22 protein-coding genes and 1 other annotated feature are annotated in these 25,350 nt (G+C 56.5%); of the genes, 16 read left to right on the top strand and 6 right to left on the bottom strand.

Going from position 1 to position 25,350, the window contains the following annotated elements; all coding sequences use genetic code 11:
- Positions 1–246 precede the first annotated feature (246 nt).
- From CYR52_RS04180 to CYR52_RS04150, 7 genes are all read left to right on the top strand, one after another.
- Positions 247–933, top strand: a complete 687-nt coding sequence (locus tag CYR52_RS04180; RefSeq protein ID WP_101828009.1) for a tRNA/rRNA methyltransferase — start codon at positions 247–249, stop codon at positions 931–933.
- A gap of 216 nt (positions 934–1,149) precedes the next feature.
- A complete protein-coding gene (gene thrL / locus CYR52_RS04175; RefSeq protein WP_072929064.1) occupies positions 1,150–1,218 on the top strand; it encodes a thr operon leader peptide in 69 nt (22 codons plus the stop codon).
- Positions 1,157–1,275, top strand: a sequence feature (Thr leader region). It overlaps the preceding gene by 62 nt.
- A 25-nt stretch (positions 1,276–1,300) precedes the next feature.
- The gene (gene thrA / locus CYR52_RS04170) at positions 1,301–3,760 is read left to right on the top strand and encodes a bifunctional aspartate kinase/homoserine dehydrogenase I (protein ID WP_072928661.1); all 2,460 of its coding nucleotides are present in this window, start codon (positions 1,301–1,303) and stop codon (positions 3,758–3,760) included.
- A gap of 1 nt (position 3,761) precedes the next feature.
- Positions 3,762–4,691 (top strand): homoserine kinase, encoded by a 930-nt coding sequence (gene thrB, locus CYR52_RS04165; protein WP_072928662.1) that lies wholly within the window; start codon positions 3,762–3,764, stop codon positions 4,689–4,691.
- Between the two features lie 3 nt (positions 4,692–4,694).
- Positions 4,695–5,984, top strand: a complete 1,290-nt coding sequence (gene thrC, locus CYR52_RS04160; protein WP_072928663.1) for a threonine synthase — start codon at positions 4,695–4,697, stop codon at positions 5,982–5,984.
- 196 nt (positions 5,985–6,180) lie between these two features.
- Positions 6,181–7,113, top strand: a complete 933-nt coding sequence (locus CYR52_RS04155; RefSeq protein ID WP_101828008.1) for a LysR family transcriptional regulator — start codon at positions 6,181–6,183, stop codon at positions 7,111–7,113.
- Positions 7,114–7,349: 236 nt separating this feature from the next.
- Positions 7,350–7,682: a phage holin family protein gene (locus CYR52_RS04150; RefSeq protein ID WP_079205232.1), complete on the top strand. Its 333-nt coding sequence runs from the start codon at positions 7,350–7,352 to the stop codon at positions 7,680–7,682.
- 57 nt (positions 7,683–7,739) lie between these two features.
- Here the strand turns inward: CYR52_RS04150 and CYR52_RS04145 are convergent, their stop codons facing one another.
- Together CYR52_RS04145 and CYR52_RS04140 are read right to left on the bottom strand one after the other, a co-directional pair.
- On the bottom strand, positions 7,740–8,285 hold the full coding sequence (locus CYR52_RS04145) for a glycoside hydrolase family 108 protein (protein WP_072928665.1): 546 nt from the start codon (positions 8,283–8,285) through the stop codon (positions 7,740–7,742).
- Between the two features lie 24 nt (positions 8,286–8,309).
- Positions 8,310–8,750, bottom strand: coding sequence for a winged helix-turn-helix domain-containing protein (locus tag CYR52_RS04140; RefSeq protein ID WP_079205233.1), 441 nt, complete (start codon positions 8,748–8,750; stop codon positions 8,310–8,312).
- 502 nt (positions 8,751–9,252) lie between these two features.
- On the opposite strand from CYR52_RS04140, the gene CYR52_RS04135 reads away from it, so the two are divergent.
- The gene (locus CYR52_RS04135) at positions 9,253–11,334 is read left to right on the top strand and encodes a glycoside hydrolase family 18 protein (RefSeq protein ID WP_072928666.1); all 2,082 of its coding nucleotides are present in this window, start codon (positions 9,253–9,255) and stop codon (positions 11,332–11,334) included.
- Between the two features lie 74 nt (positions 11,335–11,408).
- Here CYR52_RS04135 and yaaA read toward each other — a convergent pair whose 3' ends face one another.
- The gene (gene yaaA, locus CYR52_RS04130) at positions 11,409–12,182 is read right to left on the bottom strand and encodes a peroxide stress protein YaaA (protein WP_072928667.1); all 774 of its coding nucleotides are present in this window, start codon (positions 12,180–12,182) and stop codon (positions 11,409–11,411) included.
- Between the two features lie 84 nt (positions 12,183–12,266).
- Entirely contained in the window at positions 12,267–13,691 is a 1,425-nt protein-coding gene (locus tag CYR52_RS04125) for an alanine/glycine:cation symporter family protein (RefSeq protein ID WP_101828007.1), read from the bottom strand.
- A 292-nt stretch (positions 13,692–13,983) separates the two neighbouring features.
- On the opposite strand from CYR52_RS04125, the gene tal reads away from it, so the two are divergent.
- The 3 genes from tal (at position 13,984) to CYR52_RS04110 (ending at position 17,070) form a co-directional block, all read left to right on the top strand.
- The gene (gene tal / locus CYR52_RS04120) at positions 13,984–14,937 is read left to right on the top strand and encodes a transaldolase (RefSeq protein WP_072929070.1); all 954 of its coding nucleotides are present in this window, start codon (positions 13,984–13,986) and stop codon (positions 14,935–14,937) included.
- Positions 14,938–15,056: 119 nt separating this feature from the next.
- Positions 15,057–15,644 carry a molybdopterin adenylyltransferase gene (gene mog, locus CYR52_RS04115; protein WP_101828006.1) on the top strand — a complete coding sequence of 196 codons (588 nt, stop codon included), beginning with the start codon at positions 15,057–15,059 and terminating at the stop codon, positions 15,642–15,644.
- A 118-nt stretch (positions 15,645–15,762) separates the two neighbouring features.
- On the top strand, positions 15,763–17,070 hold the full coding sequence (locus CYR52_RS04110; RefSeq protein WP_101828005.1) for an MFS transporter: 1,308 nt from the start codon (positions 15,763–15,765) through the stop codon (positions 17,068–17,070).
- An 83-nt stretch (positions 17,071–17,153) separates the two neighbouring features.
- Here the strand turns inward: CYR52_RS04110 and satP are convergent, their stop codons facing one another.
- Complete coding sequence (satP, locus tag CYR52_RS04105; RefSeq protein WP_101828004.1) at positions 17,154–17,720, bottom strand: acetate uptake transporter; 567 nt, start codon at positions 17,718–17,720, stop codon at positions 17,154–17,156.
- Positions 17,721–18,031: 311 nt separating this feature from the next.
- Here satP and dnaK point away from each other — a divergent pair, with 311 nt between their 5' ends.
- The 4 genes from dnaK (at position 18,032) to nhaR (ending at position 23,625) form a co-directional block, all read left to right on the top strand.
- A complete protein-coding gene (gene dnaK / locus CYR52_RS04100; protein WP_101828003.1) occupies positions 18,032–19,939 on the top strand; it encodes a molecular chaperone DnaK in 1,908 nt (635 codons plus the stop codon).
- 129 nt (positions 19,940–20,068) lie between these two features.
- Positions 20,069–21,202: a molecular chaperone DnaJ gene (gene dnaJ, locus CYR52_RS04095; RefSeq protein ID WP_072928673.1), complete on the top strand. Its 1,134-nt coding sequence runs from the start codon at positions 20,069–20,071 to the stop codon at positions 21,200–21,202.
- Positions 21,203–21,486: 284 nt separating this feature from the next.
- A complete protein-coding gene (gene nhaA / locus CYR52_RS04090; protein WP_241506064.1) occupies positions 21,487–22,629 on the top strand; it encodes a Na+/H+ antiporter NhaA in 1,143 nt (380 codons plus the stop codon).
- Positions 22,630–22,680: 51 nt separating this feature from the next.
- Positions 22,681–23,625 (top strand): transcriptional activator NhaR, encoded by a 945-nt coding sequence (gene nhaR, locus CYR52_RS04085; protein ID WP_072928674.1) that lies wholly within the window; start codon positions 22,681–22,683, stop codon positions 23,623–23,625.
- 119 nt (positions 23,626–23,744) lie between these two features.
- Here nhaR and rpsT read toward each other — a convergent pair whose 3' ends face one another.
- Positions 23,745–24,008, bottom strand: coding sequence for a 30S ribosomal protein S20 (gene rpsT, locus CYR52_RS04080; RefSeq protein WP_072929074.1), 264 nt, complete (start codon positions 24,006–24,008; stop codon positions 23,745–23,747).
- A gap of 398 nt (positions 24,009–24,406) precedes the next feature.
- Between rpsT and ribF the strand changes: the two genes are divergently transcribed.
- Entirely contained in the window at positions 24,407–25,345 is a 939-nt protein-coding gene (gene ribF / locus CYR52_RS04075; RefSeq protein WP_072928675.1) for a bifunctional riboflavin kinase/FAD synthetase, read from the top strand.
- The last annotated feature ends 5 nt before the right edge of the window (positions 25,346–25,350 follow it).

Raw genomic sequence — 25,350 nt, 5'->3', positions numbered from 1 at the left:
TAATATTAATTATCTATGAAAAAGATAAACTATATCCGTTTGATTTATAAAAATTTCATCCGTATAAATAAAGCAATGTTATAACTTAAAGTTTTTTAATCATGAAGCGGATTATTCTGCACATCAGCCGGTGAAAATGGCCCCTGCTTTTATGTTAATGCACTGTAAAATTAGCGTAACTGGTCAGCATCCCACCGACAAGGTAAAGTAATGAACGTTTCTCTTTTTTGACCTGTTGAGCCTGTTATGCAACTGCATATTATTTTAGTTTCGCCCGCCCGCCCGGAAAATGTCGGCGCGGCGGCCCGCGCCATGAAGACCATGGGCTTCTCGTCACTGCGTATCGTTGACAGCGATACCCACCGGCAGCCGGAGGCCGGCTGGGTCGCCCACGGCTCCACCGACATCCTGGAGAAGGCCCGGCACTATCCCACCCTGGAGGCGGCGCTGGCCGGTATCGACCTGACCATCGCCACCACGGCGCGCAGCCGTTCACACTATCACTACTACTGCACCCCGCAGGAGCTCCAGGCACAACTGGAGGAAAAACAGCAGTGGATCCACCATGCGGCGCTGGTGTTTGGCCGGGAGGATTCCGGGCTGACCAACGAGGAGCTGGCGCTGGCGGATCTGCTGACCGGCGTGCCGATGCAGGCCGATTACCCGTCCCTTAACCTCGGGCAGGCGGTGATGGTCTACTGTTACCAGCTTTCCGCCCTGCATCAGCAGGCGCAGGCGGTGGCCCCGGCCGCCGAGCCGGGCCAATTGGCCGCGCTGCGCAGCCGGGCGCTGGGCCTGTTGCCGCAACTTGGCTGCGAGCAGGACCACAAAATGGTGGCCTGGATCAACCAGCGGCTGGGCAGTGTGTCTCAGCGGGACACGGCGATGTTGCACCGTTTGTTGCATGACATCGAAAAAAAACTCGCTGACTAAGCGCTGAGGATTCTCCTGCCCGGCGTGGATCAGGCAGTGGGATCGTCTGCACGTCTTGCGTGCATCAAGCGATATGCCGGAGCGCACGGGCTTTTGCAGTGAGAACGCTTTGCGGGCTGCCTCGCGCTTTCCGCCGGTGCCCGGAGAAATAATTTGACTTGAAAGGGCGATTGCTTTAGCTAATAGGGGGACAGATAAATCGGACAGACAGACTCCATGCGACACATCAGCCTGAACACCACAATTATTACCACCACCGGTACCACAGGTAACGGGGCGGGCTGACGCGTACAGGAAAAAACAAGAAAAAAGCCCGCACCTCACAGTGCGGGCTTTTTTTTCGGCATAAATTCAGGAGAAACCAGAAATGCGAGTGCTGAAATTTGGCGGGACCTCGGTAGCGAATGCGGAGCGCTTTTTACGCGTGGCCGATATTATGGAAAGCAACGCACGTCAGGGACAAGTCGCCACCGTCCTTTCTGCACCGGCGAAGATCACCAACCACCTGGTGGCCATGGTGGAAAAAACGGTCGCAGGGCAGGACATCCAGCCGAATATCAGCGATGCCGAGCGTATTTTCTCTGAGCTGCTCACCGGGCTGGCACAGGCGCAGCCGGGGTTCGATCTGGCCGGGGTGAAAGCGTTTGTGGAGCAGGAGATCGCCCAGCTTAAGCAGAAGCTGCACGGCATCGCCCTGCTGGGGCAGTGCCCCGACAGCGTCAACGCCGCGATCATCTGTCTGGGTGAGAAACTCTCCATCGCGATCATGGAGGCGGTATTCCGCGCGAAAGGCTTCCCGGTCACGGTGATCAACCCGGTCGAGAAGCTGCTGGCCCAGGGGCACTATCTGGAATCGACCGTGGACATCACCGAGTCCACCCTGCGGATCTCTGCCGCGGCCATTCCCGCTGACCATATCATCCTGATGGCCGGGTTTACCGCCGGCAATGAGAAGGGGGAACTGGTGGTGCTGGGCCGCAATGGTTCCGACTACTCTGCGGCGGTGCTGGCGGCCTGTTTGCGCGCCGACTGCTGTGAGATCTGGACGGATGTTGACGGCGTCTACACCTGTGACCCGCGCACCGTGCCGGATGCGCGCCTGCTGAAATCGATGTCCTATCAGGAGGCGATGGAGCTCTCCTATTTTGGGGCCAAAGTGCTGCACCCGCGCACCATCACGCCGATTGCCCAGTTCCAGATCCCGTGCCTGATCAAAAACACCGCCAACCCGCAGGCACCGGGCACGCTGATTGGGGGTGACAGCCATGACGAGGCCAACCCGGTCAAAGGCATCACCAACCTGAACAATATGGCGATGTTCAACGTCTCCGGGCCGGGCATGAAAGGCATGGTCGGCATGGCGGCGCGCGTGTTTGCCGTGATGTCCCGCGCCGGGATCTCCGTGGTGCTGATCACCCAGTCCTCGTCGGAATACAGCATCAGCTTCTGCGTGCCGCAGAGCGATATGGCGCGCACCCGTTACGCCCTGGAAGAGGAGTTTTATCTGGAGCTGAAAGATGGCCTGCTGGAACCGCTGGATGTGATGGAGCGGCTGGCGGTGATCTCTGTGGTGGGGGATGGGATGCGCACCTTGCGCGGCATCTCGGCTAAATTCTTCTCAGCGCTGGCGCGGGCCAACATCAATATTGTGGCGATTGCGCAAGGCTCCTCTGAGCGCTCGATCTCCGTGGTGGTCAACAATGATGACGCCACCACCGGCGTGCGTGTCAGCCACCAGATGCTGTTCAACACCGATCAGGTGATCGAGGTGTTTGTAATTGGCGTCGGCGGGGTCGGCGGTGCCTTGATCGAGCAGATCAACCGCCAGCAGGCGTGGCTGAAGCAAAAGCACATCGATTTGCGGGTCTGCGGCATTGCCAACTCCCGGGCGATGCTGACCAACGTGCACGGCATTGCGCTGGAGAGCTGGCGTGATGAGCTGGGTGCCGCGCAGGAGAGTTTCAACCTGGGCCGCCTGATCCGCCTGGTGAAAGAGTATCACCTGCTGAACCCGGTGATTGTGGACTGCACCTCCAGCCAGGATGTGGCGGACCAGTATGCCGATTTCCTGGCCGATGGGTTCCACGTGGTAACGCCGAACAAAAAGGCCAACACCTCGTCGATGAATTACTACCACCAGCTGCGCAAAGCCGCGCAAGGCTCCCGCCGCAAATTCCTCTACGACACCAACGTCGGGGCGGGGCTGCCGGTGATTGAAAACCTGCAAAACCTGCTGAATGCGGGCGATGAGCTTACCCGCTTCTCCGGTATTCTTTCCGGTTCGCTCTCCTTTATCTTCGGCAAGCTGGATGAAGGCATGTCACTCTCGGCGGCCACGTTGCAGGCGAAAGAGATGGGCTATACCGAACCCGATCCGCGTGACGATCTCTCCGGCATGGACGTGGCGCGCAAGCTGCTGATCCTGGCGCGTGAGGCCGGGTATACGCTGGAGCTGAATGAGATTGAGGTGGAACCGGTGCTGCCCGCCACCTTTGACAGCCAGGGTGACGTGGCCACCTTCCTGCAACGCCTGCCCACGCTTGACGACGCGTTCGCCCGCCGGGTGGCGGAGGCGCGGGACGCCGGGAAAGTGCTGCGTTATATCGGGGTGATTGAAGAGGGGCGCTGCAAAGTGAAAATCGCGGCCGTTGACGGCAACGATCCATTGTTTAAAGTGAAGAACGGTGAAAACGCCCTGGCGTTCTACAGCCGTTACTACCAGCCGCTGCCGCTGGTGCTGCGGGGTTACGGGGCCGGGAATGATGTCACGGCGGCCGGCGTCTTTGCAGATCTTTTACGCACACTGTCATGGAAGTTGGGGGTTTAATATGGTTAAGGTGTATGCACCGGCGTCAATCGGAAACGTCAGCGTAGGCTTTGATGTGCTGGGCGCGGCCGTGTCACCGGTGGACGGCACCCTGCTGGGCGACTGCGTCAGCGTTGAGGCGGCCGCCACATTCAGTCTGCGTAATGAAGGGCGTTTCGTCAGCAAACTGCCGGATGACCCGAAAGAGAATATCGTCTACCAGTGCTGGCAGCGTTTCTGCCAGGCCGTCGGCCGCGAAATCCCGGTGGCGATGACGCTGGAAAAAAACATGCCGATCGGCTCCGGCCTCGGCTCCAGCGCCTGCTCGGTGGTCGCCGGGCTGATGGCGATGAACGAATTTTGTGACCGCCCGCTGGATGAAACCACCATGCTCTCCCTTATGGGCGAGCTGGAAGGGCGCATCTCCGGCAGCGTGCATTATGACAACGTCGCCCCCTGCTACCTGGGGGGCCTGCAACTGATGCTGGAAGCGGACGGCATCATCAGCCAGCCGGTGCCGGCCTTTGATGACTGGTTCTGGGTGATGGCCTATCCCGGCATTAAAGTCTCCACCGCCGAGGCGCGTGCCATTCTGCCTGCGCAATATCGCCGGCAGGATTGCATCAGCCACGGGCGTTACCTGGCGGGGTTCATCCACGCCTGCCATACCCGCCAGCCGCTGCTGGCCGCCAAATTGATGAACGATGTGATCGCCGAACCGTACCGTACCCGCCTGCTGCCCGGCTTCGCCGAGGCGCGCAAAGCCGCGGGGGACATCGGCGCACTGGCCTGCGGAATCTCCGGCTCCGGCCCGACACTGTTTGCCGTATGCAATGAGGCCGCCACCGCGAAGCGCATGGCGGAATGGCTGCAAAACCATTACCTGCAAAATGATGAAGGTTTTGTTCATATATGCCGTCTGGATACCACCGGCGCACGACAATTAGGATAAGACATGAAACTCTACAACCTGAAGGATCATAACGAACAAGTCAGCTTCGCCCAGGCGGTTAAGCAGGGGTTAGGGAAACAGCAGGGGCTGTTTTTCCCGCTGGAACTGCCGGAGTTTGAGCTGACAGAGATCGACCGCCTGCTGGAGCAGGATTTCGTGACCCGCAGCACCCGCATCCTGTCAGCCATGATTGGCGATGAGATCCCGGTTGAGACGCTGGAAGCGCGGGTGCGTGCCGCCTTCGCTTTCCCGGCCCCGGTGGTGAACGTGGAAGAGGATATCGCCGCCCTGGAGCTGTTCCACGGCCCGACCCTGGCATTCAAAGATTTTGGCGGCCGGTTCATGGCGCAGATGCTGGCGCTGGTCTCCGGCAACCAGCCGGTCACCATCCTGACGGCTACCTCCGGTGACACCGGGGCCGCCGTGGCCCATGCGTTCTATGGCATGGAGAATGTGCGGGTGGTTATCCTCTACCCGCGCGGGAAAATCAGCCCGCTGCAAGAGAAGCTGTTCTGTACCCTGGGCGGCAATATCCACACCGTCGCGGTTGAGGGGGATTTCGATGCCTGCCAGGCGCTGGTGAAACAGGCGTTTGATGATGAAGAGCTGAAACAGCGCCTCGGCCTCAATTCCGCCAACTCGATCAATATCAGCCGCCTGCTGGCGCAGATTTGCTACTACTTCGAAGCCGTGGCGCAGTTGCCGCAAGAGGCACGTAACCAGCTGGTGGTGTCGGTGCCGAGCGGCAACTTCGGAAACCTGACCGCCGGGCTGCTGGCGAAATCCCTGGGCCTGCCGGTGAAACGCTTTATTGCCGCCACCAATGCCAACGACACGGTGCCGCGTTTCCTGCAAGCCGGGGCTTGGCAGCCGCAAACCACGGTGGCTACGCTGTCGAACGCGATGGATGTCAGCCAGCCGAATAACTGGCCGCGGGTAGAGGAGCTGTTCCGCCGTAAAACCTGGCAACTGAAAGAGCTGGGCTTTGGCGCAGTGGATGATGAAACCACCCGTGATACCCTGCGTGAGCTGGATGAAAAAGGCTATCTCTCTGAGCCGCACGCCGCCATCGCTTACCGTTTATTACGCGATCAACTCCAGGAAGGGGAATTTGGCCTGTTCCTGGGAACGGCGCACCCGGCAAAATTCAAAGAGAGTGTGGAAGCGATTCTCGGAAAAGAACTCGATTTGCCAGAGGCGTTAGCGGCACGTGCCGGGCTGGATTTATTGTCACACGACCTGCCTGCTGACTACCTGAAAATAAGAGAATTTTTACTGAATATTCCTGCATAAATTTTTTCCCCTCTCTTTTCAGATAAAGGCCATTTTTTAATGGCCTTTTTTTATACATAAAAATTATCCAACTTCGCCTGCCGCAAACTTCTCAATTTTAAATCTTTTTAGGTGAGTTAGGCTAAGTTATTTTACCCGGAGAGGGATGTAGCGATATCTAAAGTGATAACGTGCCTAAAACGCTCATGAGGCAGCAATGAAAGAAAGACGTTCCCCGTTATTCGACTACAACCTTATCCGAATTATGGATGAGGTGATCGCCGCAGGGAGCGCGTCTAAAGCCGCAAAGCGTTTGAACCTTTCCACTTCCGCCGTGAGCCTTTCTCTGAGCCGCCTGCAAAAGCATTTTGGTCAGGAGTTGTTCATTAGAACCGGCACCGGACTCAAGCCCACCCCGTCAGCATTGGAAATTAACCGTTCCTTCAGGCAAGCTATTGATATAGTTGATAATATAATTGAAGTCTATCAAAAGGAGGAGAGTCATTTAGAATTTTTGCGGATAACCGGATCAGATTTTACCGAGGCTTACTACGTCTCACAATTAATTGAGATGGGCTATTTACAGATAAACAATATCGTTTTTTATACCCTGATAAACCAGGACGAGTTTGAATTAACCGATAGCCTGTTACAGAATAAAAGTGATCTGGTGTTAACATTTTTGCCACTCGTTCACGAGTCAATAATATCGGAGAAAATAAATAGCCTGCAAAAGTTTGTCGCCATTTGCCGCTCAGATCACCTGCTGGCCGCCAATGAGGGGATCACCCTGGCAAATTATTATGCCCTGCCTCATGCAGGCATGAATGGGGAAATCTCCGATATGGACACCACTTTATTAGGCAGCCTTATGCATATTAACCATGAGTTTCGGGGAAAGCGTAAAATTGCTTATCGTTCCAACAGTTTTAGCGGAATTATTAATGCGATTGAAAAGAGTGATATGATTGCGATTGTCCCTGAGGATATTGCCCGTTTTTTGATAGATAAAGAAAAAAAGAAGCTGGCGACACTGTCGCTTCCTCCGGAATTAGAGCCTTATCCGGTTAATGTGTATGCCAGCCATTATGTTAATTCCGCTTACCATTCAACGATTGAAAGCTTGCTTACTAAATTAAAAGCCATTTAATATTGATTTAAGCCCTCCTTAAATATTTCTCTTTTACCCACTTGTTAAGAAATACGAGAGTAATGACTTCTCTGGTTAATCACATGTTGAACCCGGCTCAGGCTCACAGATAATTATTTTTATACACACGTCACATAGAAAACGAGAGGCAGCGTGATTTGCCGGCCCAGGTGCCGGGTCCTAAAATGCACCCCAGCAAGACAACTCCTTTTTAATGACTCAATGAGGTATCGGTTATGAACGCAACAATGGTAGAAAACTTTGCTTTTATGGAATTTGAATTACTGCTGGTCATTCTTATTATGGCCTCCTGGGGCGGTATTATCCGCGTACTGCTGCAGAAAGATGGCTTGTCCAAAGAGAACCTGGCGCGCCGTTGTATTGCGCAGGTGGTTATCTCCTGCTTCAGTGGCTTTATTCTGAGTGTGCTGGGGCTGGAGCGGGGATTAAGCTCACATATGATTATCATGATGGCCGGGCTGGGCGGGGCCTTTTCCGGTACGCTGTTAACCGTCGCCGGGGAGCGCATTAAAAATATCCTGGGGGGGAATGCGGTCGTGATTAAGTAAGAAAATGCAGCCTGAAAGACTAAAAAGGAGAACAGGACGTTCTCCTTTTTATCTCAGTCAGATTAATGCTACGCGTGTACTCATCCAGCCATAAATGAACGTTTCGTTCTTCTCCCTTTTCTCCACCAATTCCAGATAGTAATTTCCCTGACTGCAATTCAAAGAGGTTATCAAAACATTCTCACCATGCGGATTCCTTTTTTTCAGGAAGCTCTCAAGGGAAGAGAATGATTTTGGGCCTAACAGGCCGTCGACAACAATATCAGGATAATATTTTTGTTGGTTATTAAAGGCATTCAGCCAGCGCTGCAACCATTTCACCGGAAGAACGGTGCCGACATTCGTACCGGTATCACACAGCTCCAGGGCCAGGATCGGCGCCAGGTCATGCACCTTGTCAAACTTCGGTGTTCGCCAGTAGTCATCCTCCAGAATACTATAGGCTTTTTCTTTAGGGAGATCTTTCATCGCCCCCCTGTAACCATGCTTACGGGCGACGTCTTCCGTAATGCCCCAGCATGTCGGCCCACCCTTATCATGAGGGTGATCAACATAATGTCCTTCTTTTTCTATGATGCTGTTAATAACAGGATTAGTAAACATAAGGTTTCCCCTTGTTTATAACGACTAATAGAGGAAGAAAAGGGTGCCTACCGCAATTAAAAACAGAATTAAGGCACCCCCAGTGAGATAAAGTCCTTTGCGCGGATAGACGATCTCCGGCGCCTTCTCTAATTTCTCTATCTGCACTGTATCATTAACCCGGATACCAGAGCGCGGAACGGTAATAAAAAAGTCATCCAGCCCCAGGGTCTTGAGATCTTTCCGGATTAAATAGAGGGTTTGGGTCAGACTGGCATCGCTGGCAAATTGGCTGCGTTTCCCCCAGAGCGCCTGTGAAAGCGAGGATTTTTCAATCACGTCTTCATTGGCATGTTCAATGATATAGCTGAGGCAACGTGCCCGCATGGACGTGAGCTTTATAATGACATCACTGTCCACTAATTTCAGTTCTTTAGCATTCTCATTGAAAATACACATCTTATTCAGAAGATAGTTGCTCATCATATTAAGCTCTCTTATGTGTTGCGTTCATTGCAGGAACGGATGGACTTTTAAAAGCGTAATTGCGTTTGCACAATAATCTAGTTCTGAGATGGCTAAAACATTGTCGTTTATTTTATTCTGTGGAGCACTTCAATAAAAACCACCCTTTTTTAGTTTTACTAAATACCCTTTTGAGTTTTACTCAAATTATATTTTTTGAGTCGGATTTATCGCGATAATTATGTATTTGGACGTAACATAATATGTCAGGCTAAGAACAGGAAAATTAATGTTTCCTTCGGCAGAGATAGGTAAATGATGTCGGGGAAGCGCGGCCTGACAATGAAGGTGAGCGGGTTTTTCTTTTCTCAATACATGTGGGAAACTTTATTATCTGGGTGAGTGATTGTTCACATAATAATTTTGATGTGGTGTGATTTGTTTTCGTGGCGTGCAGAGCGAAAAATAACGTCCACAGCGCAAGGCTGTTTGATGTTTTCTCACACTACATAAGGTAAATAAAATGGCGACAAGTAAACTTATTCAAACTGACGATCTGTCAGAGCAGTCCTATAAGATGGATGGTTTTGATCCCGCGACCGAAACGATTAAATACAGCACCACCTCTGCCAGGGTGACTAAACCCGTTTACAATAAATATAACACCGCGAATAAACCTAAAGTATTTGGTTATTACACTGACTGGTCACAGTATGACGGCCGCTTACAGAGTGGTGGCTCCGCCGGGATTGAAGCGCGCGGACGTGGGTATGACCTGGCAAATGTTTCCCCGACCGCCTATGACAAAATTATTTTAGGTTTTATCGGTATTGTTGGCGATCAGGGTGAAAAGCAACAGACCGTGGCGAATGCGGCACAGCAGGCCAATAAAAAAGACAATGAAGTCACCTTCCTTGACCCGTGGGGTGATTTCGCGTCATCCACCAACTGCGGGCTGGATAATCCGGGCTGGGTAGAACTTTCTCTTTCCTCACTGACCCAGGCCAACGCCAAAGGGGTTGTCGGCGGGCTGCGCGATCTGCAGAAAAAAGCCAAGGCGCAGGGGCATAACCTGGTGCTGTCTTTGAGTATCGGTGGTTGGACGCTGAGTAACGGGTTCCACAATATGGCGAAAACCGCCGAAGGCCGCAGTGCCTTTGCCAAAAGCACCGCCGGCCTGTTCAAACGCTTCCCGATGTTCAGTGAGGTAGACCTTGACTGGGAGTACCCGAACAACATCGGGAACAACAACCCGCACGGCCCGGAAGACGGCGCAAACTATGCGCTGCTGATTGCCGAACTGACAAAAGAGTTTGCGGCGATTAACCGTAAAGACATCAAAATCAGTATCGCCTGCTCGGCGGTGCCCAGCACGCTGGAGCACAGCAACATCAAAGGCCTGCTGGAGGCCGGCCTGTACGGCCTTAACGTCATGACCTATGACTTCTTCGGTACACCCTGGGCAGAAACGCTCGCCCACCATACCAACCTCCATGCGCTGGAAAAAGACGGCTGGGGCGTGGACACCGCAGTGGACTACCTGATTGCACAAGGCGTGGCGCCCGATCGCATCAACGTCGGCTATGCCGCTTATACCCGTAACGGCCAGAATACCGAGATCGAAAGTTTCTCCCCGCTGAAAGGCACCTATAAGCCTACCGAAGGCGAAAAAACCACCGGTACCTTTGAGAGCGGCACCACTGAATGGTATGACCTGATCAAGAACTACATCGATCTGGAAAACCAGAAAGGGCGCAACGGCTTCAACGTCTACACCGATCAGGTGGCAGATGCCGATTACCTGTATAACCCGGAAACCAAGCTCTATATGTCATGCGAAACCCCGCGCTCCGTCAAAGCCAAAGGGGAATATGTGGCACAGAAAGGGCTGGGTGCCCTGTTTACCTGGACTATCGACCAGGATAACGGCGTGCTGGTTAACGCGGCGCGTGAAGGCCTGGGGTGCAGCATCAGCAAAAAAGTGATTGATATGTCGCCGTTCTATTTCGAAGGCATCAACGTCAGCGGCACCGTGCCGGATGAACCGGCACCGGAAGAAGAAGAACCGGGTGCTGAGAACCGTGCGCCGGTGGCGGCGATTGATCTTCAGGTTGTGGGCGGGTCAAAAGTGCGCCTGAATGGTGTGGGTTCCCATGATCCGGATGATGATGAAATCACGTACCTGTGGACGGTACCGGCGGCGATTTACGTGACGGACAAAACCGCCTCTGACATTGAATTCATCGTCCCGGATGTCGTCAGCGAAGCCAGCTTCACCTTCTCGCTGGAAGTGACGGACAGCAAAAACGCCAGCTCAACGCTGGAGACCTTTGTGCTGACGGTCATTGCCGCAGGGGAAGAGGCGTACCCTGACGAGGAGTATGAAGAAGAGGAGATCCCGGCGGAAGAACCGGAAGAACCTGCTGCACCGGCAGAGGACACGCCCAACCCGCTGTGGGACAAAACCAAAGCGTACAGCGGTGGCGAAACCGTCAGCTGGAAAGGCACCAACTACCAGGCCTCCTGGTGGACGCAGGGCGACGAACCGGGGACCGAACGCGGCACCGGCTCCGGCCGCCCGTGGGTGGCGAAAGGCACCTACTGATCGGTACGCATTGTTATCTGTACTTCTCCAGCCGGGCATTCGCCCGGCTTTTTATTTTATACCGCCGGGCCGGGTTACGGCTGGGCGCGGGTAAAGACATACTCGTTGCCCTGCGAGCGCGCCTCGTCGAAGCGGTAGCCTTCCAGGTCAAACGCTTTAAGCTGTTCCGGCTGCGTCAGCCGCCGGGTAATGATAAAGCGGCTCATCAGCCCGCGCGCCTTTTTGGCATAGAAGCTGATGACTTTATAACTGCCGTTTTTCTCGTCCAGGAACACCGGCTTCACGATCTCGGCCTGAAGCTGTTTCGGTTTCACGGCGCGGAAGTACTCATCCGAGGCCAGGTTCACCACCACATTATCCCCTTGCGCCGCCACCGCCTCATTCAGCGCCGTGGTGATGATTTCCCCCCAGAAGGCGTAGAGATCCTTGCCGCGCGGCGTGTCCAGTTTCGTGCCCATTTCCAGCCGGTAAGGCTGCATCAGATCCAGCGGGCGCAGCAGGCCATACAGGCCGGACAGCATCCGCAGATGTTGCTGGGCAAAGCTGAAATCCTGTTCGCTGAAGGTGTGCGCTTCCAGCCCGGTATAGACATCGCCTTTGAACGCCAGCAGCGCCTGGCGGGCATTGTCCGGGGTGAAGTCCGGCGTCCAGTTCTGGAACCGGCCGGCGTTGAGGTCAGCGAGCTTGTCGCTGATGCTCATCAGGCTGGCGATCTGGGCCGGGGTGAGCGCGCGGCAGCGTTCGATCAGCGCCTGGCTGTGGTCCAGCAGTGCCGGTTGGGTATAGTGGGTGGTCGCCAGCGGGCTTTCATAATCCAGCGTTTTGGCGGGGGAGATAATCATCAACATAACGGGCAGTCCTCTGTTTTCCTGGCGCTACTCTACCAAATGCCCGCGTAAAAAGGGGCGATGAGTTTGATAGGGCGCGCCGTGTCAGCGTTCGCGCTCCCAGATGCCGGGCGAAAGCTGTTTTTGCAGCGCCGGGAAGTGGGCGGCATTAAACACCGGCTCCCGGCCAATCTGGCGCTGGCGGTGATAATCTTTGATGAGGGTAAACGCCACCCCGGACAGCAGCAGCAGCGCCGTGAGGTTGGTGAGGGTCATCAGCGCCGTGGCGATGGTCGCCAGCGGGTAGAGCCAGCTGATATCCCAGAGGATACCTGTCGCCGCCGCCAACAGCACCAGCACGCGCAACAGCACCAGGCCAACCGGGCGGTGGCGGGTCAGGAACAGCAGGTTATTTTCGGCATAGGCATAGTTGGCCAGCATGGCGGTGAAGGCGAACAGAAACACCACCAGCGTCACCAGCGGGCCGCCCCACAGCCCGGAAAATGCCGCAAAAGCTTCCGGCGTTAAGGTCACACCCTGCGCCGGGTGGGCGCGGCCGGGCGTACCGGCCAGCAGCATGATCATCGCCGTGGCGCTGGAGATCATCAGGGTGTCCACCACCACGCCGAGCATCTGCATATACCCCTGGGAAACCGGGTGCAACGGCGTCGGGCGGGCCGAGGCCGCAGCATTCGGCACGGTCCCCAGCCCGGCCTCATTCGAGAACATCCCGCGCTGGGCGCCCTGGGTCATCGCCTGTGACATACCGTAACCCATCGCGCCGCCTGCGGCCTGTTCTGCGCCGAACGCCCCACGGAAAATGGCCGCGAACACCTGCGGCAATGCCGCGAGGTGGGTCGCCATCGTCCAGAGGGTCAGGGCCAGGTAGAGCAGCAGGAGCAGCGGCACCAGCAGGGCGCAACAGCGGGCAATCCGCGGTAGCCCGCCCGACAGCACCAGGCCGCCGGGCAGCAACAGGCCCAACGCCAGCACCAGCGGCGGGCAATTCAGCGCATAACGGTTCACCACCGCCATGGTGCCTGCCTGTAAGGTATTAAACGCGAAGCCAAAGGCAAAGATCAGCAGCAGGGCAAACACCACCCCCATCCAGCGCATTCCCAGCCCTTTTTCCATATAACAGGCCGGGCCGCCGCGCAGTTGCCCGTGGCTGTCACGGGTTTTATAGAGCTGGCCCAGTGTGCTCTCCACCAGCGCGGTGATCATGCTCAGCCAGCTTATTACCCACATCCAGAAAATTGCCCCCGGCCCGCCGGTATTGATGGCCACCGCCACCCCGGCGAGATTGCCGGCCCCGACGCGCCCCGCGAGGCTGAGGCACAGCGCCTGCCAGGCAGAGAGGCTGCCCGGCGGGTGGGCGCGGCGTTGCGTCAGCACGCGGAACATCTCCGGCAGGTGGCGCAGCGGCAGGCCGCCGGTGCGGTAGATAAAATAGAGACCGGCACCGATCAGCAGGTAAATCAGGATCGAATCCCAAAGCAGGGCGTTAAGAAAATCCAGCAATTCTGTCATGAAGGGCCTCATTGCGGGGGGCACACGCGCGGCCCGGTCATGATGTTAACCGGGCACCGGTATAAACCTGACATCCACCGCGACTTTACCACGAACTGCACGGCGCTGCCTGTCAGAACGATTGGCCCGATCTGGTTGAATTGCAGCGTCATTTTTGCAGGCGGAAGGTGTGTGGGAATCGGTAAGGTTTTCGCCCAGATCGTGCCTTGCGCGGCTTCGGTTGCATGTTATTATCAGGCAACGGCCAGGCCGCCCGGCCTCCATGAATACCCATCCTATGAGAAATGCCAACATGACCAATAAACTGACTGCCCTGCGCCAGCTGACGACCGTGGTTGCGGATACCGGCGACATCGCAGCGATGAAACTTTATCAGCCGCAAGATGCCACCACCAACCCTTCCCTGATTCTGAACGCCGCCCAAATCCCTGAATACCGCAAACTGATTGAAGAAGCCATTGCCTGGGCGCGTGACCAGAGCAACGATCACGATCAGCAAATCATGGATGCCTCTGACAAGCTGGCCGTAAACATCGGCCTCGAAATCCTGAAGCTGATCCCAGGCCGTATCTCCACGGAAGTGGATGCGCGCCTCTCCTATGACACCGAGGCGAGCGTCGCCAAGGCCAAGCGCCTGATGAAACTCTACAACGACGCCGGGATCAGCAACGATCGTATCCTGATCAAACTGGCCTCAACCTGGCAGGGCATCCGTGCTGCGGAGCAACTGGAAAAAGCCGGGATCAACTGTAACCTGACGCTGCTGTTCTCCTTCGCCCAGGCGCGTGCCTGTGCCGAAGCCGGTGCGTACCTGATCTCCCCGTTCGTGGGCCGTATCCTCGACTGGTACAAAGCCAACGGCGAGAAAAAAGAGTTCGAATCCCATGAAGATCCGGGCGTGGTGTCCGTTACCGAGATCTACAAATATTACAAAGAGCATGGCTACGACACCGTGGTGATGGGTGCCAGCTTCCGTAATATCGGTGAAATCATTGAGCTGGCCGGGTGTGACCGCCTGACCATCGCCCCGGCCCTGCTGAAAGAGCTGGCGGAAAGCGAAGGCACACTGGAGCGTAAACTCTCCTATACCGGTGAGATTAAAGATCGTCCGCAACCGCTGACCGAGTCTGAATTCTACTGGCAGCACAACAGTGACCCGATGGCCGTGGAAAAACTCACCGACGGCATCCGCAAATTCGCGGCGGATCAGGAAAAGCTGGAAAAAATGATCGCTGATCTGCTGTAAGGCGGAACAAGGCGCAGAAAAGGCGGCTCCGGCCGCCTTTTTTTATGCCGGAAGGATCGCAGCCGGGGCAGAATTCGTATACTAAAGCGCATAATGAAGCATGTGTGGAAAGGTGGAGTATGAATACATTACGCATTGGTCTGGTGTCGGTGTCCGACCGCGCCTCCAGCGGGGTTTATCAGGATAAGGGCATTCCCGCTTTACAGGCATGGCTGGCGACGGCGCTGACCACGCCGTTTGTGGTGGAAACCCGCCTGATCCCGGACGAGCAGACGCTGATTGAGCAGACCCTGTGCGAGCTGGTGGATGAGAGCGGCTGCCACCTGGTGCTGACCACCGGCGGCACCGGCCCGGCCCGCCGGGACGTCACGCCGGACGCGACGCTGGCGGTAGCTGACCGCGAAATGCCGGGCTTTGGCGAACAGATGCGCCAGATCAGCCTGAATTTTGTGCCGACGGCTATTTTGTCCCGCCAGGTGGCGGTGATCCGCAAACAGGCGTTAATCATTAACCTGCCCGGCCAGCCGAAGTCGATCCAGGAGACGCTGGAAGGGCTGAAAGATGAAAGTGGAAAGGTAGTTGTACACGGCATCTTCGCCAGTGTCCCTTATTGTATCCAGTTGCTGGACGGGCCGTACGTGGAGACCAACCCCCAGGTGACAGCAGCTTTCCGCCCTAAAAGTGCCATCCGCGAAACAAATAACTAAAGTTCAGGCTTTTCTGTCATAAGCTGCCTCAGCGCTGGTGTGTAAATAAATTGCCGATATAGTCATGTTAACTTTACAGACAATCGGCACTCTTTACCCCTGATTCGCGTGGTTAATTATGATCCCTGACGCTACCTCCCGCCTGAACCGGCAAGATTTCAAAACCCTCTCCCTGGCCGCCCTGGGCGGTGCGCTGGAGTTCTACGATTTCATTATCTTCGTTTACTTTGCGGCTGTTATCGGCGACCTGTTCTTTCCAGCGCAGATGCCGGAGTGGCTGCGGTTAGTGCAGACGTTCGGCATTTTCGCTGCCGGCTATCTGGCGCGCCCGTTGGGCGGCATCATCATGGCGCACTTTGGCGACAAAGCCGGCCGTAAGAAGATGTTCAGCCTGAGCATCCTGCTGATGGCGCTGCCGACACTGGCGATGGGGCTGTTGCCGACCTATGCCTCCATCGGCATTGCTGCGCCGTTGCTGCTGCTGTTACTGCGGATGTTGCAGGGCGCGGCGATCGGCGGCGAGGTGCCGGGGGCCTGGGTGTTTGTAGCGGAACATGTGCCGGATCGGCGCACTGGTTTTGCCTGCGGCACCCTGACGGCCGGGCTGACCGCCGGGATTTTATTAGGGTCGCTGGTCGCCGCCTTGCTGAACACCTGGCTGACGCCCCAGGCGCTGGCGCAGGGCGGCTGGCGCATTCCGTTCTTCCTCGGTGGCCTGTTCGGCCTTGGCGCCATGTACCTGCGCCGCTGGTTGAAAGAGACACCGGTCTTCACGGAGATGCAGCAACGCAAAACGCTGGCGCAACAGTTGCCGCTGAAAACGGTGCTGACGGCCCATAAGCGCGGCCTGGTGATCAGTATGCTGGTGACCTGGCTGCTCTCGGCCGGCATCGTGGTGGTGATCCTGATGACGCCGACCTACCTGCAAAAACAGCTGGGCGTCCCGGCGGCGCTGGCGTTGCAGGCCAACTGCCTGGCGACGGTGGCGTTGCTGGTGGGCTGTGTGGTGAGCGGGATGCTGGCGGACCGCATCGGCGGCGGCAAGACGCTGATCGGCGGCTCCCTGCTGCTGGGCGGCGGTTGCTGGGCGTTTTACCATCTCGCCTCGGCGGATGCGCCGACCCTGTTCGCCGCCTATACCCTGGCCGGGTTCAGCGTCGGGGTGGTGGGCGCGGTGCCGTATGTGATGGTGCGGGCCTTCCCGGCTGCGGTGCGTTTTACCGGCATCTCTTTCTCGTATAATGTGGCCTACGCGATTTTTGGCGGGCTGACCCCCATTTGCGTCACCCTGCTGATGACCCTGACGCCGATGGCACCGGCCTATTATGTGCTGGCGCTGGCCGCGATAGGGGTGGGGGTAGGGCTGGTGCTGAACCGGCGCTCATCAGAAGGCGCACAAAAAATCGCGCTGGCGCCGGAGCGATAAGCGCGCAGTAAAAGAAAAAGCAAAGAAAAAGCCCTGTCAGACAGGGCTTTTTTATTCCTCTATTATTTACGCCGATGTTTTATTCAGGCCGCTTCACCAATCGGCAACACCGTGCGCCCGAACTGCTCTTTCAGCACTTCCGCCATCGCCAGGTAGATGGCGCTCGCACCGCAGACGATGCCTTCAAACCCGGCAATGCGCAGCAGCCCGGCATTGCCGGTGAGATTACCCACAGCCAGCAGCGCAAACAGCAGCGCCAGGCTGGCGAAAACAAACTGCATCACCCGGTTGGCGCGCAGCGTGCCGAAAAACATAAACAGGGTAAAAACGCCCCACAGCGCCAGATAACCGCCCAGCGTTTCGCCGTCACTGGCCTGGGCCAGGCCCAGTTGCGGCAGCAATAAAATCCCGACCAGGCTGAGCCAGAACGCGCCGTACGAGGTAAAGGCGGTCATGCCGAAGGTGTTGCCTTTTTTGAATTCCAACAGCCCGGCGAGGATCTGTGCCAGGCCGCCAAAAAACAGCCCCATACTCAGGACAACGGCCGTCAGGTCGCAAAAGCCCGCGTTATGGAGATTAAGCAGGATCGTGGTCATACCAAAGCCCATCAGCCCAAGGGGCGCGGGGTTGGCGTAGTGCGTGGTGTGCATAGGTCCTCTGCATCACAAAAGAGTAAGTGGCCGGATTTGAAAACGGGAAAAATGCCCCGATAACCTTCTTCACGGTGCAGGGCGCGCCATCATAATCAGCGGCAAATGGGCAAACATTGATCCGGAAAGGAAGAAAACGCATTTTTTTTTCATCTCTGCCCCTTGATGCCGTCGCGCTTGGCCCCATCTTATTTGCAACCGCAGTTGCTAATCGCGGGCAAGCCGGACATATCGGGCGTTGAAAAGCAAAAAACCGCCCGCATATCTATTAGCAACCTGATCGAATATGAATATTTAGTGGAGACGTTTAGATGGGCAAAATTATTGGTATCGACCTGGGTACAACCAACTCTTGTGTGGCAATCATGGACGGCACTCAGGCTCGCGTGCTGGAGAACAGCGAAGGCGACCGTACCACGCCTTCTATCATTGCTTATGCGCAGGACGGTGAGACCCTGGTAGGTCAACCGGCTAAACGTCAGGCTGTCACTAACCCGCAAAACACCCTGTTTGCGATCAAGCGCCTGATCGGCCGTCGCTTCCAGGACGAAGAAGTCCAGCGCGACAAAGGCATCATGCCTTACCAGATCATCAGCGCAGACAACGGTGACGCCTGGATCGACGTAAAAGGCCAGAAAATCGCACCGCCGCAGATCTCTGCTGAAGTGCTGAAAAAAATGAAGAAAACGGCAGAAGACTACCTGGGTGAGCCGGTCACTGAAGCCGTTATCACCGTTCCGGCCTACTTCAACGATGCACAGCGTCAGGCGACCAAAGACGCCGGCCGTATCGCAGGTCTGGAAGTCAAACGTATCATCAACGAACCGACTGCTGCCGCACTGGCATACGGCATGGACAAAGGCACGGGCAACCGCACCATCGCAGTTTATGACCTGGGTGGCGGTACTTTCGATATCTCCATCATCGAAATCGATGACGTTGACGGCGAAAAAACCTTCGAAGTACTGGCAACCAACGGTGATACCCACCTGGGTGGTGAAGACTTCGACAGCCGTATGATCAACTACCTGGTGGATGAGTTCAAAAAAGAGCAGGGCATTGATCTGCGCAACGATCCGCTGGCGATGCAGCGCCTGAAAGAAGCAGCAGAAAAAGCGAAAATCGAGCTTTCCTCTGCACAACAGACCGACGTGAACCTGCCGTACATCACCGCAGACGCAACCGGTCCGAAACACATGAACATCAAAGTGACCCGTGCCAAACTCGAGTCGCTGGTAGAAGATCTGGTTGCACGTTCCATTGAGCCGCTGAAAGTGGCCCTGCAGGATGCCGGCCTGTCTGTGTCCGAGATCAACGACGTGATCCTGGTCGGCGGTCAGACCCGTATGCCGATGGTGCAGAAAAAAGTGGCAGACTTCTTCGGCAAAGAGCCGCGTAAAGACGTTAACCCGGACGAAGCAGTGGCCATCGGTGCTGCGGTTCAGGGCGGCGTGCTGAGCGGTGACGTGAAAGACGTGCTGCTGCTGGACGTGACCCCGCTCTCCCTGGGTATCGAAACCATGGGCGGCGTGATGACTCCGCTTATCACCAAAAACACCACGATCCCGACCAAGCACAGCCAGGTGTTCTCGACTGCGGAAGACAACCAGTCCGCCGTGACCATCCACGTGCTGCAGGGTGAGCGTAAACGTGCCGCGGACAACAAGTCCCTGGGCCAGTTCAACCTGGACGGCATCCAGCCGGCACCGCGCGGCATGTCACAGATCGAAGTGACCTTCGACATCGATGCGGACGGTATCCTGCATGTGTCGGCGAAAGACAAAAACACCGGTCGCGAGCAGAAGATCACCATCAAAGCCTCTTCCGGCCTGAGCGATGAAGAAGTGCAGAAAATGGTGCGTGAGGCGGAAGCCAACGCCGAGTCTGACCGTAAGTTCGAAGAACTGGTTCAGACCCGCAATCAGGCTGACCATCTGGTGCACAGCACCCGTAAGCAGCTGGAAGAAGCCGGTGACAAACTCTCTGCTGACGACAAAGCACCGATCGACGCCGCGCTGAAAGATCTGGAAGCCGCGCTGAAAGGCGAAGACAAAGCAGACATCGAAGCGAAAATCCAGGCGCTGGTGCAGGTTTCCGGCAAACTGCTGGAAGTGGCTCAGGCTCAGGCCGGTGCGGCTGAAGGCCAGCCAACTGACGGTGCCAAGAAAGAAGATGACGTTGTCGACGCTGAATTCGAAGAAGTTAAAGACAAAAAATAATCGCCCTTAAGCGGGCACAGCAGCGGTGAGGCCGGGGAAACCAGGAATATCACCCTGCTGCTGATAACCAGGCACGGGCGTCGGGGAAACTCTACGCCCGTGCACGCATGTTGAGGGCAGGACAACAGAATGGCGAAGAAAGACTATTACGAGATTTTAGGCGTTTCCAAAACAGCGGAAGAGCGTGAGATCAAAAAGGCCTATAAACGCCTGGCGATGAAATACCACCCGGACCGTAACCAGGGTGATAAAGAGTCGGAAGCCAAATTCAAAGAGATCAAAGAAGCGTACGAGATCCTGACGGACGCCCAGAAGCGTGCGGCCTACGATCAGTACGGCCATGCAGCCTTTGAACAGGGCGGCATGGGCGGCGGCGGCGGCTTCGGTGGCGGCGGTGCAGACTTCAGCGACATCTTCGGCGACGTGTTCGGCGACATCTTTGGCGGCGGCCGCCGTCAGCGTGCCAGCCGTGGCTCTGACCTGCGCTATAACATGGAGCTGACGCTGGAAGAGGCCGTTCGCGGCGTCACCAAAGAGATCCGCATCCCGACGCTGGAAGAGTGTGACATCTGCCACGGCAGCGGCGCGAAACCGGGCAGCTCCCCGGTCACCTGCCCAACCTGTCATGGTGCCGGTCAGGTGCAGATGCGCCAGGGCTTCTTCACGGTGCAGCAGGCATGTCCGCACTGTCAGGGGCGTGGCCAGATCATTAAAGACCCGTGCAACACCTGCCACGGCCACGGCCGGGTAGAGAAATCCAAAACGCTGTCGGTGAAAATCCCGGCCGGCGTGGACACCGGTGACCGCATCCGCCTGGCGGGTGAGGGCGAAGCCGGGGAGCACGGTGCACCGGCAGGCGATCTCTACGTTCAGGTGCAGGTGAAAGCCCACCCGATCTTCGAGCGTGAAGGCAATAACCTCTACTGTGAAGTGCCGATCAACTTTGCGATGGCAGCCCTGGGCGGGGAAATTGAAGTCCCGACCCTGGATGGCCGCGTGAAGCTGAAAGTGCCGACAGAAACGCAGACCGGTAAACTGTTCCGTATGCGCGGCAAAGGCGTGAAATCGGTCCGTGGCGGGGCGCAGGGTGACCTGCTGTGCCGCGTGGTGGTCGAGACGCCGGTCAACCTGAGCGAAAAACAGAAACAGCTGCTGCGTGAGCTGGAAGACAGCCTCGGTGGCCCGTCGGGTGAGAACAACAGCCCGCGGTCGAAATCCTTCTTCGACGGCGTGAAAAAGTTCTTCGACGATTTGACCCGCTAACCTGCGGCGCTGCTTGTTTCAAACAGCGGATTAAAAAGACGGCTGCGTAAAAGCGCACCTTACTTAACAAAACCAGATGACACGTCATCTGGTTTTTTTTACTTAACATTTTGTTCCGCCCGCCTTTTATTTATTTGTTCAATTCGTTTATCCCGAATCAAAGTTGTCTAAAAAGCTGCTTTTAACGATGAGTTGAAATGCGTAACCTCTAGGCTCCTGGTTCAACCTGATCATAAATATAAAGGATGGCATTCGTGCGTAACACCATCAGGCATTTCTTCAATATGGAAGCCTCCGGCGGCATTGTGCTGATCGTGGCGGCCATTATCGCGCTCATCATGGCAAACTCGCCGCTGCATGATACCTATTTATGGCTGATCAATACCCCGTTGCCACTGCATCTGGGCGGTGTTGATCTCAGCCATTCATCACTCTGGTGGATTAATGATGCGCTGATGGCGATCTTCTTCCTGCTGGTCGGGATGGAAGTTAAACGTGAATTGATGGAAGGAGCGCTGGCGGGCTGGAATAAAGCCATTTTCCCGGTGATTGCCGCGTTGGGCGGCATGATTGCGCCATCCCTGATTTACCTGTTGTTTAACGCCGCGGATGAGGTCACGCGTGTGGGCTGGGCCATCCCGGCCGCCACCGACATTGCCTTTGCCGTCGGCGTGATGGCGCTGCTCGGCAGCCGCGTCCCTGCCAGCCTGAAAGCCTTTTTGCTGGCGCTGGCGATCATCGATGATCTCGGGGCGATCGTGATTATTGCCCTGTTCTACACCTCCCATCTCTCCCTGACTGCGCTGGCCGGGGCGGCAGCGACCATTCTGGTGATGGCGGTGATGAACCGGCGCGGCGTTAATGCGCGCACACTCTATCTGCTGCTGGGGGCAGTTTTGTGGATCTTTATTCTACAGTCAGGCATCCACGCCACCCTGGCGGGCGTGATTACCGGCTTCCTGATCCCGCTTAACCGCGGCCACAAATTCTCCCCGCTGCGCGAGCTGGAGCACCAGTTGCACCCGTGGGTCGCCCGCCTGATCCTGCCGCTGTTTGCGTTTGCCAATGCCGGGATCTACCTGGGTGAAGTGTCGATGGGGGGGCTGCTGTCTGATTTGCCGCTCGGCATCATCGCCGGGCTGTTTATCGGTAAGCCGCTGGGGATCTCCCTGATCTGCTGGCTGGCGGTGAAAAGCGGCATTGCCCGGCTGCCGGATAACACGACGTTCAAACATATCGGCGCGGTGTCCGTGCTGTGCGGCATCGGCTTTACCATGTCGATCTTTATTGCCGGGCTGGCATTCGGCCATGATGACCCGGCGCTGATTAACTATGCCAAACTGGGCATCCTGAGTGGTTCCCTGCTGGCAGCCTGCTTCGGTTACCTGGCCCTGAGCCGGGTACTGCCGGCCAAACGCCCCGCCTGATCCGGGCATTATCCGGCAGACAGGAACGTCTGCCGGTTGTGAGGCTTTATCATGCGTATGTCTCATCTTAACTTTAACCATCTCTACTATTTCTGGCATGTCTGCAAAGCCGGGTCGGTGGCCGGGGCGGCGGAGGCACTGTTTCTGACCCCCCAGACCATCACCGGCCAGATCAAAGCACTGGAAGAGCGGCTGAACGGCAAACTGTTCAAACGGCAGGGGCGCGGGCTGGTGCCGTCTGAACTGGGGCAACTGGTGTTCCGCTATGCGGACAAGATGTTTATGCTCAGCCAGGAGATGCTGGATATCGTCAACTACCGCAAAGAGTCGAGCCTGCTGTTTGATGTCGGCGTGGCGGATGCGCTCTCCAAGCGGCTGGTCAGCCGGGTGCTGGAAACGGCGGTGGCGGAGGAGGGCCAGATTCACCTGCGCTGTTATGAATCAACCCATGAATTGCTGCTGGAGCAGCTGAGCCAGCACAAACTCGACATGATCCTGTCGGATTGTCCGGTGGATTCCAGCCAGCAGGCGGGGCTGTTTTCCCTGAAGCTGGGGGAGTGCGCAGTGGGCTTCTATTGCGCGGCACCGCTGCCGCCCCAGCCCTTCCCGGACTGCCTGCGGCACCGTAAGCTGTTGATCCCCGGCCGCCGTTCGATGCTTGGGCGCACGTTGCTCAACTGGTTCAGCTCGCAGGGCATCCAGCCGGAAATCCTGGGTGAGTTTGATGATGCGGCACTGATGGCGGCATTTGGCCGGCGTAACAATGCCATTTTTGTGGCACCGGCGCTGTATGCGGCGGACATGCAGGGCATGATGCAGGTGCATCAGCTGGGGCAGGTCGATTCGGTGAAAGAGGAGTATCACGTGATTTTCGCCGAGCGGATGATTCAGCACCCGGCAGTGCAGCGCATCTGCCACACGGATTTCTCCGGGCTGTTCAGCCACCGCGACCCGCAGGACGAGCGGCTGGCTGACGTCTCCTCGCCGATGCCATAAGCCCGGCGTTGCGGTGGCAGAAATAAAAAAACCGGCGTGAGCCGGTTTTTCAAGGTAACGCAGACGTAAAAAAACCGGCCAAGGCCGGTTTCTTTAACAAAGCAAACAGCGTAATGCGATTATTGCATTGCGTTGATTTGCGCGATCAGGTTTGACTTATGACGCGCAGCTTTGTTTTTGTGGATCAGGCCTTTAGAAGCCTGACGGTCCACAAGCGGTTGCATTTCGTTAAATGCTTTCAGTGCAGTTTCTTTATCGCCAGTAGCGATAGCCGCGTATACCTTCTTGATGAAGGTACGCATCATAGAGCGACGGCTTGCGTTATGCTTGCGACGCTTCTCTGACTGTACGGCGCGTTTCTTAGCTGATTTGATATTAGCCAAGGTCCAACTCCCAAAATATTCTATTGAGGACAATTCAAAGGCCGAGGAATATGCCCTTTTAGCCTTCTTTTGTCAATGGATTTGTGCAAATAAGCGCCGTTTGTACGGCCGGCACTTGTTACGTTGTGATGGCGCAGGATTTTAACAGCTTCGCCCCAGGGAATACAGCCTTTCCCACGAAAATTCGCCGCGGCACGCAGAAAGGATTGAGAAACAGGGCTAACCGGTTGTTTACATTCAGCCGCTCACCGGCAACCTGACGGCAGGCGGCAGCAAAAGGATTTTACCGCCTGCATATCTCCGGTATGGTAGGACATCATACTAAACCCCCAATCGCGGGTTAACCTTGACGGCTGTACAAGGTATAATCCGCCGATTTCCACTCTCTTGAGCCTGCTATGGAGCTTATTCGCGGCATTTACAATCTTCGGGCGCGCCATCACGGTTGCGTGCTCACTATTGGTAATTTTGACGGCGTGCACCGTGGCCACCGGGCGTTGCTGGAGCAGTTGAAATATGAAGGCAGGCGGCTGGGGCTGCCGGTGATGGTGATGGTGTTTGAACCGCAGCCGCTGGAGCTGTTTGCGGCGGACAAAGCACCGGCGCGCCTGACCCGCCTGCGTGACAAAGCCCGCTATCTGGCGGAGGCCGGGGTCGATTACCTGCTCTGTGTGCGGTTCGACCCGCGCTTCGCCGCCATGAGCGCCCAGGCGTTTGTCGCCCAGTTGCTGATTGAAAAGCTGGGCGTGAAGTTCCTGACCGTAGGCGATGACTTCCGCTTTGGGGCGGGCCGCCAGGGGGATTTCACCCTGTTGCAGAAGGCGGGGGTGGAGTACGGCTTTACCGTACAGAATACGCCGACCTTCCATGAGGGCGGCCTGCGCATCAGCAGCACCGCCATCCGCACCGCGTTGAAAAATGATGACCTGGGGCTGGCAGAGCGCCTGCTCGGCCATCCTTACAGCATTTCCGGCCGGGTGGTACACGGCGACGCCCTGGGCCGCACCATTGGCTTCCCCACTGCCAACCTGCCGCTGAAACGGCGGGTGGCACCGGTCAGCGGCGTCTATGCGGTGCAGGTGCACGGCCTGGGGCCGTCCCCGCTGCCCGGCGTCGCCAACATCGGCACCCGCCCCACCGTGTCGGGCGTGCGTCAGCAACTGGAAGTTCACTTGCTGGATGTTGCAATGGACTTATACGGGCGCCATATAGAAGTAGTATTGAGCGCCAAAGTGCGTAATGAACAGCGGTTTGCTTCACTCGATGCATTGAAACAGCAGATCGCCAACGATGTGGTGACTACCCGGAAATATTTCGGGCTGAAGGCACCGGTTTAACCTCT

The organism is Chimaeribacter arupi, assembly GCF_002858805.1.
GTDB lineage: Bacteria > Pseudomonadota > Gammaproteobacteria > Enterobacterales > Enterobacteriaceae > Chimaeribacter > Chimaeribacter arupi.
Note: the sequence above shows the minus strand (reverse complement) of the source record. Positions and strands in the feature narration are given on the sequence as shown.

Bases quoted from the DNA above. Each gene is read 5' to 3' on its own strand.
- thrB (WP_072928662.1), top strand. From the start codon at position 3,762: ATGGTTAAGGTGTATGCACCGGCGTCAATCGGAAACGTCAGCGTAGGC.
- nhaA (WP_241506064.1), top strand. From the start codon at position 21,487: ATGGAAGCCTCCGGCGGCATTGTGCTGATCGTGGCGGCCATTATCGCG.
- tal (WP_072929070.1), top strand. From the start codon at position 13,984: ATGACCAATAAACTGACTGCCCTGCGCCAGCTGACGACCGTGGTTGCG.
- satP (WP_101828004.1), bottom strand. From the start codon at position 17,720: ATGCACACCACGCACTACGCCAACCCCGCGCCCCTTGGGCTGATGGGC.
- dnaJ (WP_072928673.1), top strand. From the start codon at position 20,069: ATGGCGAAGAAAGACTATTACGAGATTTTAGGCGTTTCCAAAACAGCG.
- mog (WP_101828006.1), top strand. From the start codon at position 15,057: ATGAATACATTACGCATTGGTCTGGTGTCGGTGTCCGACCGCGCCTCC.
- thrC (WP_072928663.1), top strand. From the start codon at position 4,695: ATGAAACTCTACAACCTGAAGGATCATAACGAACAAGTCAGCTTCGCC.
- CYR52_RS04135 (WP_072928666.1), top strand. From the start codon at position 9,253: ATGGCGACAAGTAAACTTATTCAAACTGACGATCTGTCAGAGCAGTCC.
- ribF (WP_072928675.1), top strand. From the start codon at position 24,407: ATGGAGCTTATTCGCGGCATTTACAATCTTCGGGCGCGCCATCACGGT.
- CYR52_RS04180 (WP_101828009.1), top strand. From the start codon at position 247: ATGCAACTGCATATTATTTTAGTTTCGCCCGCCCGCCCGGAAAATGTC.
- CYR52_RS04150 (WP_079205232.1), top strand. From the start codon at position 7,350: ATGAACGCAACAATGGTAGAAAACTTTGCTTTTATGGAATTTGAATTA.
- CYR52_RS04140 (WP_079205233.1), bottom strand. From the start codon at position 8,750: ATGATGAGCAACTATCTTCTGAATAAGATGTGTATTTTCAATGAGAAT.
- CYR52_RS04110 (WP_101828005.1), top strand. From the start codon at position 15,763: ATGATCCCTGACGCTACCTCCCGCCTGAACCGGCAAGATTTCAAAACC.
- nhaR (WP_072928674.1), top strand. From the start codon at position 22,681: ATGCGTATGTCTCATCTTAACTTTAACCATCTCTACTATTTCTGGCAT.
- CYR52_RS04155 (WP_101828008.1), top strand. From the start codon at position 6,181: ATGAAAGAAAGACGTTCCCCGTTATTCGACTACAACCTTATCCGAATT.
- CYR52_RS04125 (WP_101828007.1), bottom strand. From the start codon at position 13,691: ATGACAGAATTGCTGGATTTTCTTAACGCCCTGCTTTGGGATTCGATC.
- yaaA (WP_072928667.1), bottom strand. From the start codon at position 12,182: ATGTTGATGATTATCTCCCCCGCCAAAACGCTGGATTATGAAAGCCCG.
- dnaK (WP_101828003.1), top strand. From the start codon at position 18,032: ATGGGCAAAATTATTGGTATCGACCTGGGTACAACCAACTCTTGTGTG.
- CYR52_RS04145 (WP_072928665.1), bottom strand. From the start codon at position 8,285: ATGTTTACTAATCCTGTTATTAACAGCATCATAGAAAAAGAAGGACAT.
- thrA (WP_072928661.1), top strand. From the start codon at position 1,301: ATGCGAGTGCTGAAATTTGGCGGGACCTCGGTAGCGAATGCGGAGCGC.